This is a genomic window from Nostoc sp. UIC 10630, assembly GCF_010747425.1.
Lineage (GTDB): Bacteria > Cyanobacteriota > Cyanobacteriia > Cyanobacteriales > Nostocaceae > Nostoc.
Genome location: NZ_JAAGOG010000116.1, coordinates 1 through 10,335, shown reverse-complemented (window position 1 = coordinate 10,335; position 10,335 = coordinate 1). Strand labels below are relative to the sequence as shown.

Below are 10,335 nucleotides of genomic sequence, written 5' to 3'. Positions count from 1 at the left end.
TGTCCTTTCAACTAATAGTTATCGGTCGCCTAATTTCTGCCACAAGTTACCCAACATTGCACCCCAGCCGCGAACTGTTCCTGTTGCAGAAACACTTGATGCTGGTGCAGAAGTTTGGGATTGAATTGGTATGATTTCTTGGGGTGTTTGGTTGGGTTCTAATGCCCTTGAGCCAAACCTTGCACGGGCTAACAGTTGTTGTCTTTTCTCTCTCAGTCCTGTTGTGATTGCCTGTCTTTCAGCTTGCACAGTTTGCTTATTTTCTATGCTGCTGATTTTATTTTCATGCCGCCACAATTCAGCTTGTAAGTCGTGGTGTAATTGGGCTGCAACTTCAGTTAAAGCGTGTTTACGCTTTTGGTCAATTCGCAATAAGTCGGCTCTATCTTGGGCATCTATTTTACTCATCTCCGAATCAAACTCGGAGTTAAGTTTACGGATTTTACCAATTGCACCCGCAACATGAGAGCCGTATTGTTTACGAAGTTCAGTCCAAGTTACTTGCCCTTTGGTCAGCTTCTCCATCGCCTCAAAGACGACCTTGGCGTTGTCGAGAAATGGCTCTAATCTATCACTCAACTCTTGGGCATTATTGGCGTAATCTGCGAACTGTTCAAGCTTATTTATATCCGAAAGATAGCCCAGAATATCAGACTCAAATCCTCCCCAAGATTGTGCTTTTTCATCAATATGCGAACTATGACCAACTACCGGATTGCGTATTGCAAAGTCCATTGCGTTATTCTCCTAATAAGGTATGTTGTCGTAGTCGATATTTATCGGCTCTTGGGGCACTTTGTCCCAGTAACCCATCTCTGAAAATCGGCTATAAATTCTCGTTGCTAATTGCCTTATGGGGTCGTCAAAATCATCAGAGATTAAATCAAATTGGTTCTCACCAAATGCCAATATATTTGCAATATCCGCGTCAATCCCATTACCCAAGAATTGACCAAATGCAGCAGAGTATGGATGCTCATCAATGGTTGAATGAGTTGCTAAGAATTCCGTCCCGGTGAAGGGTGGGTAATCTTCACTCTCGAATATTGGTGTGGAAAGTGCCTCAATATCTGCCTCAATCCTTGCTGCCCATTCTTCAGGATTTTCTGCTTTGAATTGCTGCTTTCTTAGGGCGGAGTCAGTCAGAGGTGATTTGCCCCAATCGTTGGGATTTTTGTAATCAAGTGTCATTTGTTAGAATCCTTAAGTACTTTTCGTTTTGCGGCGAGAGATACATCCTGATTAGGCGATCGCCAAGCTTGCCGGCAGGTGCGATCGCTTCATCATCAGTTCTCACAAAACTCAACAAGTTCAAAAACCTCTCTCTGCACTTGGTTCTGGCTTAATTCTTTACGCCTGCCCTTAGAGTCATTGAAAATGAAAGGTGCATTGACTCGACAATTAGAGTAGTGGCTATAGCGCAGTTGTTGACCACGGAATTCATAGAGGTGGTTACGTTGCAAAGTTGTCGTTTCTAACATAAGTTCCTCAAACTTGAGAGTAGAACTCGATATTTAGAATCGCTTCGTGAATCTCCATCAAGGCTTGCACTGCATCGCCCATCTTTAAGTCATTCGATGTACTGAACCTTTCGGACGCTTCGATTTGTTTGTAATAGGGAGATGCTTGCACGAACCTAAGAGTTTGTTCACAACCGAGGATGATGGTCATTATTTCAGTAGTCGTTAGCGATGGCTGTGTCTGCATGGTTTCTTGGTCGCTCATAACTTGTTTCCTTGACTTTGGGTTTTTATCGCGTAACTTCTAATTCTTTCGCTTGAGAGTGATTTTGTAAGTCTCCCCGTTTGGCCTCAAAACAGTGTGTTGCTCTAAATCTAATTCGCTAGCTGCCCTTAAAATTGGACTGACATTTTCAGACGGTTCACCATGAAAGGTTGTCTCCCCTTTTTTACCTTTATCAAGGTTTCTAGAAATCATTTCTTTAAGCGCCTCAAACCCTGACTGTGACATAATTCCTCCTATTTTCCATACAATACTCTTGCCCGAACTACTGATGATGAGAGCTAGTCCCCTTCTGGGGTTGTGTCTGCATCATGTTTGGGATCTCACAACTTCTTCCCTTTCCTTTGGGTTTTCATCGGTGTGGGTTGAGGTTCTGGCTGATTACTTGGGGATTGTGGCTGGTTCGGTTTTTGTAGTACATAGCTGATTGCACCTCCACCCCCGACAGCTGCGGCAATGGTGAACATATTATTTCTGCCGAAGTACTGCACTCCGAAGTAGCCAAGGGCTAACGCTGCTGCTGTTGCTCCAATGCCTAAAACCGTGTTTCTAAATCTGGATTTGGTCATGCTGCCCCTTTGAAATTAGTGACCATTGCGCTAAGTGCTGATTTATTGGGCTGTGTAGATTGCGGTGTTTCGGGTTTTGGTGATGTTTGCACATTGCCGTGTTGAAAAATCAGCTTCTCTATACCTGCTGATAATGCCTGTGTCGGTGCATCTTGGGGTAAATCAAACATCTTGCACAATTCAATTACTGCTAGATAGGAAATGGTTATACGCCGAGATTCGTAATTCATTGATCAGGCTCCCCTTGATATTTGAGTTAATAGTTTCAACCCCAAGGCATTGATGAATTGGGGATTATTCAAGACCACAAAGCCTAAACCGGCTAAGTTTTGATCCACCACTGGCAGCGAAACACCCCCACCCCAGGCGACAAGGTATTTAGCGCGGTCTAGATAATTGCCAGCAGTCACAAAGTTGGCGAATTTCTCAATCCTGGTATTCCACCACTGATCTAGACATTGGCTGTACTCGGTTTCAAACTTCTTACCTGTCAGATGGTTGCCGCCGTATGTGAAAGTCCCTTCTACAATTCCCTGGTTCACCAAGCTGGGCGAGTGCTTCACATCCTTGGACAGCAGGCTTACTCGGTCGTTTCGCTTGTCGAGCGCTTCTGCAATCATCGAGTGGAGTTCACCGGCTCCACCCTCAATCAGGTGACGGTCTATGACTGCACCGCTACCGTTGAACACGGTAATCAACCAAGTGGATGAACCGATATCGAGTGCGATCGCTAATTCTGAGGGGTCAAGTACCAGGGATGCTTCACCGAATAAGCAGTGGGCAATGCTGCCGAATCCTTCGGGATAAATGCCTGTGACTACGATTTCAACTGTCTTGGTGACAATGGAACGGGTTACAGGGTGCAGATGTTCAAAGGTGTGAGTCCCTTCGACTCGGCGTTTAATCTCAGTCGCCCAGCGTTCGGGGTTATGGTTGCTCAAACTAATCGAAAGCTTGACACCATCGGGAATATTGAGAACTGCTAAGTCTGCAAGAATGCTTTCTAGTGCCAGTTCTGCTTTCTTTGCTTTGTCCTCGTGTAACAGGGTGTGGTCACTTTGCGCTAGAGCCGCACTGCCCCAGAAGAATTGAACATCTTTTAAGTCCAGGCGTGAACCTTCTACATATCGCACCCATGCCCCATCTTTTGAGATGGTTTCGTGGTGCATGATGTTGCGGTTGCGAACAAGTGAGTATGCGGCTGGCATCATGATCGAAAAATCACCGATGATTGCTTTCCCATACCCTGCTCCTGCGTCTTTACCTCCTGTGAGGTCAGTTAGCCCGGATTTGGCTAACAAGTCTGCCTGAACTAGCCAATTTTTGGCATTGGAATATACGGTTGTCATGGTTCCGATGATTGGTAAAAGTCTTGATTTTTCTGGCTTTGGAGAATTTAGAGGCGCTTATCGCTTTAAATCCACATATCCAGTTGGGGGCAAGCCAAAGCATCACTTTCTGGCTTCTGTTGCCTTTGTTGAGTGGCGTTTTTTGGCTCACAATGCTAATATAGCATCTATTAGATAGTAGTAGGCACTACTAGAAACTACTTTTGCTTATACTTTAGGCACATTAAATAAGGTAATTTGATACTAATAGTGCCTAAAGCTATCTAATAAATGCCAAAGTATAAAGGTAAAAGAGTAAATGTAACTTTCCCGGTAGAAGTTTATGAGCAAGTTGCAGGATTGGCCACTGATGAAACTAGAACAGTAAGTCAAATGGTTGTCGTGCTATGTCAAGAAGCTATTGCCGCTAGGGAGAAAAAGCAGGAGAAAACACAATGAGCAACTTAGCAAAAACCGGAATAACAACAGTATCAACTTTTATTAAGTAATTTCTAGGGAAATTAGAGCCTTGCTAAATTTCAGACAAACAGAAGTTTTGTATGATCTAGCTATTGTTTAATTAAATGAGATACGGAGGTGAGTACAAGGAAACGAAAAAGCAAAAAGACAAAGCGTAAATAGTTAAACGCTTTGTCCAGTAGCAAAAGTTCAATTTTATAAGCTTTCAGGAGCGGGAACTTATCTCAAACCTTCCAAAAAGTGGCTAAAAGTGTGGAAGCTTGACCACCACTGCTTGGCAAACTGAGATTTAATCCGCGCTGCTTACTCATATTATATGGGCTGCTGTGGAAATTTCTATATTTTCACTGCGAAATTTTGCATAGAAATTTATCAAAATTTTTGACCAAAAAAATTCTAAACAAGCAAAATAGTAAATCTCGTAGATATAAGGTGTAGCAGCGCGATAACCCCCTCCAGATACTGAAAAACAACGTATTTGAGGGAAAAGCTGTGAAAAATAGTAACTGTGAACTTCAAAAAATTGAAGTTACACAGAGGTACGAGATCATATCCCGTCCCTCTGACATAGAAGCGCACCACTGGAATGAATGGTTAGCCAGTGCTGTTGACCCTGGAATTATTGCGCTAAACGTGATTTCCGTATCGGGCACTGCCGCCTACGATTACCTGTTTTATGGTCAAAACGTCCCCCGCCGTAACGATGGACGACTCAGAGACGGGGTATTGAAGAAGTATCGCCACATCGAAGGACTTAACTGGTGGTGCAGTGGCGTTGACCCGCTTAACGATTATAGCCCCATGATGTGGGGCGGCATGAAACCCGACCACCCCAGGCGCGACCTGAACAAAGTTCTTAAATTCATCAAGTATGAACATCCCCTAAGAGTGCCAACACGGGCATTCTTCCTGGCAGTACCAGATCACATCTGGGAGAGTGTGGCCGCACGATATGACTTGACCATTAGCGATGAAGATAGGGCATTAGGCTTCTGGCATTGGGTATGGAAGTACAACATCTCAGTTGTGATTTGTGAGGGTGCTAAAAAAGCAGGGGCATTGCTTACTTTAGGCTATGCAGCGATCGCCCTTCCTGGGATAAACAGTGGCTACCGCAATCCCAAAGATGAATTTGGACAGCCCACAGGTAATTTACACCTAATTCCAGAGTTGCAACACTTCGCCACCCTTGGACGTAAATTCATCATCTGCTTTGACCACGACACCAAGCCAGAAACAGTTCAACGGGTGAATATTGCCATTAGCCAAACCGCGAAACTGTTAACGAAGTGTGGCTGTCAAGTCCTAGTGACACAGTGGAGTTACCCTGAAAAAGGCATTGATGACTTAATTGCCGCTAGGGGGCCAGCTGTTACTGATGAAATTATAAAACTAGCACTGACAAAAGAAAAATGGCAGGTCAAAGAGTACAGCCGACTCTCAATTGAGGCGGCACTCGTTCTCAATCAGCGTTACCTGGGAGCATTGACCATCCCGGAAACCGCTAAACTGATTTTACTCAAATCCGTTAAAGGTTCTGGTAAAACCGAGTCATTTGCCGCGATCGTTGCTGAGGCGATCGCTAACGGTCAACCCGTTATCCTCTTATCGCACAGGGTACAGTTAGCCCAAGCGATCGCGGATCGGGTAGGCATCCCCTACATCACCGAAGTCAGAAACAGCGAAACCGGGATTTTACTTGGTTTTGCGCTGTGTGTAGACAGTTTACACCCCAACGGTCAAGCCAGATTTAACGCCCTTTACTGGAAAGAACCCCTAGTAATCATTGACGAATCCGAGCAGGTGATCTGGCATTTGCTCTCTGCCAACACTGAAGTTAAGAAGCATCGAGTGGAAGTCCTCAACCAACTTTCCCAGTTATTCAAAAATGCCTTCGCCCCTGGACGGGGTAAAGTTATCCTGGCTGATGCTGACTTATCTGATTTATCACCAGAAATGGTTATGGGTCTAGCAGAAACCAACGTTACCCCTTGGGTGGTGGTCAACAACTGGAAGGGTCAACCCTGGAACATCTACCACTACAAACAAACTACCCCGGTTAATTGGTTAGCTGCTCTGGAAGCCCACATCAAAACCGGGGGTAAGCCCTTTATTGCCGTTGATTGCCAAAAAGCTAAATCCAAATGGGGAACCAAAGTCTTAGAAGCGAGGTTCAAGAAACAATTTCCCGATCGCAAAATACTTCGTATTGACTCCGAAACGATTGCCGACCCGCAACACGAAGCTTACAACTGCATCTCAAGATTAAACAAAGTGCTGCTGGAATATGACATTGTGCTGGCCTCACCATCCATCGGCACGGGAGTCAGCATTGACATTTGGGGGCATTTTACCAGCGTTTGGGGGTGCTTCCGGGGAGTAGCACCAGAAAATGCCACTCGCCAAGCCTTAGCCCGTGTCCGAGAGGCGATACCGCGTCATCTCTGGGTAGCCCCTCATGGACTTGGGAAAATCGGCAACGGAGCAATTAACCTCAAATCCCTGTTAGCCTGTGAGCATAAACGCTTTCAAGCTAACTTGAAGCTGCTACAGAATGCTTCATTGATCATTGACGGCGATGAAATCAACATTAACCGCACTGCCTTAAACGTTTTTGGCAAAATGGCTTGTCGGATCAATGCGGGTATGATTCATTACCGTGACACAGTGCTAGAGGAATTAGGCAACGAAGGCCATAACATTGTCGATGTCCATGACAACAAAATTCGCAAAAAGTTAAACAACGAAATCACCGCCCAAACAAATGAAGTTTACAACGGCGAATGTCAGGATATAACTGCTGCCGATACAACTGAGATGACTGCTGCCAAATATGAGGCGCTGCAACAACAACGAGCTAAAACCACAACTGAGCGCCACATTGAGCGCAAATATAAGCTAGAGCAACGTTACGGTGTGGATGTTACCTCGGAACTCGTCAAAAAAGACGATCAAGGTTATTACCCACAACTGAGGCTGCATTTTTACCTGACCTTGGGCAGAGCGAAAGTCGCTGACCGCGATCGCAAACTGGGTGAAAAGATGCTTGCCTGCAAGAGTGCTTGGCTACCAGACTTTAACGGCGGTCAACTGGGTTTGGTAATTCATGCCTTGGAACTTTTCAACATCCCCAATTTCATCGCCGATGACCGCGAATTTCGGGGAACTGATGCCGACCTAGTACAGATGGCTAACAATGCCCTGTCTGTGAAGTGGCAAGTCAAAACCGTTTTGGGAATTACCCTCAATGACAATGACAGCCCCATCGTTATCTTAAGGCGATTGCTGAAGAAGATAGGGCTGAAACTCAAATACATCTGTCGAGATGGCACGGGCGAACGCCAGCGAGTTTATCGTGTGGTTGACGCTGACGATGGGCGAGATAAAATCTTTAAGCACTGGCTGGCATTAGATACAGCCCAGGCTTAACCACAATTTCCAACTCTCCACCGAACTAAATAGCGGGAGCGGCGTTGTAGCTTATAGACTACAGCCCAGTTACCTCATGGCTTAGTTAGGTCTTTCGCACGTTTTTAAAACACTGGTGAACTTAACAACGTAGCAGTTGACCAACCAATAGCCTCAAAATACGAGTTTTTCGTCACGTCCACTAACGGTAATTAAATAGATATACAGGTTACTGGACAAGTAATACAGTCCAATGGTCAGAGATCCTAAAACCCCCAATCTTTCATATACACTGTTGCGGCGACTTACTGGCACGCCTGACCTTTGCGTTGTTGGCGGAAAGTGCTAGCAAACCCTTTACCAGAGTAAAAGTAACTCAAAGCTGAAAGTTAGCTTCAAAAGTAAACCTATGAGTCTTGCTCTTTTTATTAATTGAATATCGAAGCTATTTTTCAGCTTCAAGAGAAGGTAGTTAATATCCTCGCAATCCCAGTCATCCACTCGTTGTTTGCCTGGGATTTCCCGTTTTGCTCCCTAGACCGACTAATCGGCTAACGCCTTGTTAGGGGTGAAGTTGAAGAATAAATCTTTTTGCCTTCCCCTGAAGGTTATTTTTTTTCTTTTCGGCTTGATTAAAAGTGATTTATCAATTCAATGAGGTTAAAAATGCCTGAGTTCTTAATTAATATTCGTGTAATTCCTGGTGTTCCTGTTGGACGTATCTTTGTTCCCAATTCTTTCTTAACTAAACCAGAATTTCTACGTTGGTATGAGTCTATAGTGATTTATAATGTTACTCACTATGCTAGTGGGAAAGTGATTTGGTTTTTTGCTCCTATTTCTGAGTATTGTCGTCTTGCTTCTTCTTATCCACATCACCGACATTCTACTTATACTCAATATCTGCTAGATTCGGCTTCTACATTCTTTAGATGCCTGAAACCGCCATATATGAATGGTGATGAGTATTTGAAGTAACCTTAGTTATCCCTCACAATTGTACTTATGTAATTTGTGATCCCATCTGAAAGATACTGTTCTCTGATTCGCCTCATCCATCTCTTCACCGCAGTTAATGAGGTCTTGGTTCTTCTCCTCTAACTCCCGCATATAATGTCTGAGTACACCCCCAGTAGCAATCGCTCTGGTTTTATGCAACTGACGGGTTAACTCTAAAAACCATTCCCTATCAGCTATTAAGTCTGATTCCTTTACCTGATACTTGAGAATTTCGGGAATTAGTATTGTGGGGTCATGCTGTTTTGCGATCGCGCTAATATGAACAACTGGCTCGTAATCAATATGCAAGCACTGCTGCCATAATGTTACCCATTTGGCTTGAGACAAGTAGCCATGACTAAAATACGAAGGTTGCACTATTGCTAAAATATGTAAATGTGGATGTGCAGATATTCCATCCCTACCCTTAGTTACTTCTAGTGATTTAACCCAACCCTTTGCTGGCCATGCTTTCAATTCAGTTAATCCCTTAAAAGCCTTGTTCATTGCATCCAAGGTTGTTCTTAGTTCCGAAATCTGGCAATTCTTTACTGTCAACGTCACAAATAACCAACGGTACTTGGGGTAATCTGTAACAACCTGTGGCAAGATTTTGTAAGCTTTGGCTTTCCACATGAGTGATCGCCGCCACTGACAAACAGGACAGTGACGCACCCTGCAAAATCTAGTATGTAATAACTTGAGTTTGAAAATTCCACCCGCTTCTTCTGGTGATAGTTTAAACTCTAAACACTTGGAACAGATTTTAATTCGCCAAGCGTAATTATTTAACTCATGATCACTTGCTCTAGCGTAATAATTAGAAACCAGTTCAGCATTAGCTCTATGTTTATCCCAAGTTTTCCCTATATTAGTAATGTCGCTTAAATTCAGTGAATTTTGATGTTTTATAAACTGGTTTAGCGATAATAAGTTAAAGTCAACAATATTTCTATCTGAAGCTTGACCAGGCACAAACATTCTGTTATTTGTTTGGTTAATAAATTTCAAGCTAACATCAATTAAAACATCGAGCCTCAGTGATAATACACGACAATTCCATCCCGTCAAGTACAATTAGCCAATCCCTCTCCCAATATTGCCAGAGGTTGTCCGTCAGCACAGGGTGAGGGTGTACCTTATATACTTAAAATTCGATGTAATTTAATTCGCCTTACAGGTTTGATTCAGGCTGTTGCTGCTGCGCTACTGGCTCTTTACTTTTTCTCTTGCCCTTTGCACTATTTACTGTTGATTTATCCGGTTCACTACTAGCTTGATCTGACGCAGTACTTACCACTGTTAGCTGAGTTTCAGTAGCTGGATTTGATGACTGATTATTATCGTCGCTTGAAGATGTTTTTTTCTGGCGACGGCTGTTTTTCTTCAACTCGCCTATCAAATATTTGATTCTGCTACCAGTCAAATTAATCCCCAGACCCTTCAGCATCTCTGAGACTTCATCGTAAGTGTAGCCATACTTGTCAGAAGTTAGCTTCTCAATGTACCGCCTCATTTTTCTCACTGCGTCTCTGTCCGAGATGTCCTCTCGCTCTTTCGGCTTCTGCTCCTTCAGTAGATTGATGGCCTTATCAATCTTGCCCTTCGTAATCACTTCTGAATTCTGATGCTCACTCATGGTTATTCATGAATATTGATTAACTGATAATTATCGACTATTTGAAAAAATCTGATTCAAAATCCTCAAAAAAATTGACTATTGCGGCTACGCCGAATTACCTTTTTGTACTACGGCTACGCCTTATATTTTTTAGTGTGGCAGCTTCGCTGGTAGTCTTATTCAAGCT

Annotated in this window: 14 protein-coding genes; 4 read left to right on the top strand and 10 right to left on the bottom strand. The window is 43.7% G+C overall.

Annotated elements, in window-relative coordinates; all coding sequences use genetic code 11:
• Positions 1-18: 18 nt before the first annotated feature.
• The 8 genes from G1O98_RS23670 to G1O98_RS23640 all read right to left on the bottom strand — a co-directional run bounded on the left by G1O98_RS23670 (position 19) and on the right by G1O98_RS23640 (position 3,661).
• Positions 19-735: a hypothetical protein gene (locus G1O98_RS23670; RefSeq protein WP_163932623.1), complete on the bottom strand. Its 717-nt coding sequence runs from the start codon at positions 733-735 to the stop codon at positions 19-21.
• 12 nt (positions 736-747) lie between these two features.
• Complete coding sequence (locus tag G1O98_RS23665) at positions 748-1,191, bottom strand: hypothetical protein (RefSeq protein ID WP_163932620.1); 444 nt, start codon at positions 1,189-1,191, stop codon at positions 748-750.
• A gap of 95 nt (positions 1,192-1,286) precedes the next feature.
• Positions 1,287-1,481, bottom strand: coding sequence for a hypothetical protein (locus G1O98_RS39460; protein ID WP_207794504.1), 195 nt, complete (start codon positions 1,479-1,481; stop codon positions 1,287-1,289).
• A gap of 7 nt (positions 1,482-1,488) precedes the next feature.
• Positions 1,489-1,725 carry a hypothetical protein gene (locus tag G1O98_RS23660; protein ID WP_163932617.1) on the bottom strand — a complete coding sequence of 79 codons (237 nt, stop codon included), beginning with the start codon at positions 1,723-1,725 and terminating at the stop codon, positions 1,489-1,491.
• A 39-nt stretch (positions 1,726-1,764) separates the two neighbouring features.
• Positions 1,765-1,971: a hypothetical protein gene (locus G1O98_RS23655; RefSeq protein ID WP_163932614.1), complete on the bottom strand. Its 207-nt coding sequence runs from the start codon at positions 1,969-1,971 to the stop codon at positions 1,765-1,767.
• 95 nt (positions 1,972-2,066) lie between these two features.
• Positions 2,067-2,312 (bottom strand): hypothetical protein, encoded by a 246-nt coding sequence (locus tag G1O98_RS23650; RefSeq protein WP_163932593.1) that lies wholly within the window; start codon positions 2,310-2,312, stop codon positions 2,067-2,069.
• On the bottom strand, positions 2,309-2,542 hold the full coding sequence (locus G1O98_RS23645; protein WP_163932611.1) for a hypothetical protein: 234 nt from the start codon (positions 2,540-2,542) through the stop codon (positions 2,309-2,311). Before G1O98_RS23645 ends, G1O98_RS23650 begins: the two co-directional genes overlap by 4 nt.
• Positions 2,543-2,545: 3 nt before the next feature.
• Positions 2,546-3,661, bottom strand: coding sequence for a ParM/StbA family protein (locus tag G1O98_RS23640; RefSeq protein WP_163932609.1), 1,116 nt, complete (start codon positions 3,659-3,661; stop codon positions 2,546-2,548).
• Between G1O98_RS23640 and G1O98_RS23635 the strand changes: the two genes are divergently transcribed.
• The 4 genes from G1O98_RS23635 (at position 3,660) to G1O98_RS23620 (ending at position 8,506) form a co-directional block, all read left to right on the top strand.
• Positions 3,660-3,839, top strand: a complete 180-nt coding sequence (locus tag G1O98_RS23635; protein WP_163932606.1) for a hypothetical protein — start codon at positions 3,660-3,662, stop codon at positions 3,837-3,839. The two genes, G1O98_RS23640 and G1O98_RS23635, sit on opposite strands and share 2 nt — an antisense overlap.
• 92 nt (positions 3,840-3,931) lie before the next feature.
• The gene (locus G1O98_RS23630) at positions 3,932-4,099 is read left to right on the top strand and encodes a hypothetical protein (protein ID WP_163932603.1); all 168 of its coding nucleotides are present in this window, start codon (positions 3,932-3,934) and stop codon (positions 4,097-4,099) included.
• Between the two features lie 513 nt (positions 4,100-4,612).
• Positions 4,613-7,549, top strand: coding sequence for a plasmid replication protein, CyRepA1 family (locus tag G1O98_RS23625; RefSeq protein ID WP_345940582.1), 2,937 nt, complete (start codon positions 4,613-4,615; stop codon positions 7,547-7,549).
• A gap of 645 nt (positions 7,550-8,194) precedes the next feature.
• Positions 8,195-8,506 (top strand): hypothetical protein, encoded by a 312-nt coding sequence (locus G1O98_RS23620; RefSeq protein ID WP_163932600.1) that lies wholly within the window; start codon positions 8,195-8,197, stop codon positions 8,504-8,506.
• Between the two features lie 6 nt (positions 8,507-8,512).
• Here G1O98_RS23620 and G1O98_RS23615 read toward each other — a convergent pair whose 3' ends face one another.
• Both G1O98_RS23615 and G1O98_RS39055 read right to left on the bottom strand, forming a co-directional pair.
• Entirely contained in the window at positions 8,513-9,508 is a 996-nt protein-coding gene (locus G1O98_RS23615; RefSeq protein WP_163932596.1) for a protein rep, read from the bottom strand.
• A gap of 193 nt (positions 9,509-9,701) precedes the next feature.
• A complete protein-coding gene (locus G1O98_RS39055) occupies positions 9,702-10,166 on the bottom strand; it encodes a hypothetical protein (protein WP_175586841.1) in 465 nt (154 codons plus the stop codon).
• Positions 10,167-10,335 lie beyond the last annotated feature (169 nt).

What these genes read in the sequence shown, in the direction of transcription:
- G1O98_RS23670 (WP_163932623.1), bottom strand. Translation starts at nt 735, where the DNA reads ATGGACTTTGCAATACGCAATCCGGTAGTTGGTCATAGTTCGCATATT.
- G1O98_RS23665 (WP_163932620.1), bottom strand. Translation starts at nt 1,191, where the DNA reads ATGACACTTGATTACAAAAATCCCAACGATTGGGGCAAATCACCTCTG.
- G1O98_RS39460 (WP_207794504.1), bottom strand. Translation starts at nt 1,481, where the DNA reads ATGTTAGAAACGACAACTTTGCAACGTAACCACCTCTATGAATTCCGT.
- G1O98_RS23660 (WP_163932617.1), bottom strand. Translation starts at nt 1,725, where the DNA reads ATGAGCGACCAAGAAACCATGCAGACACAGCCATCGCTAACGACTACT.
- G1O98_RS23655 (WP_163932614.1), bottom strand. Translation starts at nt 1,971, where the DNA reads ATGTCACAGTCAGGGTTTGAGGCGCTTAAAGAAATGATTTCTAGAAAC.
- G1O98_RS23650 (WP_163932593.1), bottom strand. Translation starts at nt 2,312, where the DNA reads ATGACCAAATCCAGATTTAGAAACACGGTTTTAGGCATTGGAGCAACA.
- G1O98_RS23645 (WP_163932611.1), bottom strand. Translation starts at nt 2,542, where the DNA reads ATGAATTACGAATCTCGGCGTATAACCATTTCCTATCTAGCAGTAATT.
- G1O98_RS23635 (WP_163932606.1), top strand. Translation starts at nt 3,660, where the DNA reads ATGGTTCCGATGATTGGTAAAAGTCTTGATTTTTCTGGCTTTGGAGAA.
- G1O98_RS23640 (WP_163932609.1), bottom strand. Translation starts at nt 3,661, where the DNA reads ATGACAACCGTATATTCCAATGCCAAAAATTGGCTAGTTCAGGCAGAC.
- G1O98_RS23630 (WP_163932603.1), top strand. Translation starts at nt 3,932, where the DNA reads ATGCCAAAGTATAAAGGTAAAAGAGTAAATGTAACTTTCCCGGTAGAA.
- G1O98_RS23620 (WP_163932600.1), top strand. Translation starts at nt 8,195, where the DNA reads ATGCCTGAGTTCTTAATTAATATTCGTGTAATTCCTGGTGTTCCTGTT.
- G1O98_RS23615 (WP_163932596.1), bottom strand. Translation starts at nt 9,508, where the DNA reads ATGTTTGTGCCTGGTCAAGCTTCAGATAGAAATATTGTTGACTTTAAC.
- G1O98_RS39055 (WP_175586841.1), bottom strand. Translation starts at nt 10,166, where the DNA reads ATGAGTGAGCATCAGAATTCAGAAGTGATTACGAAGGGCAAGATTGAT.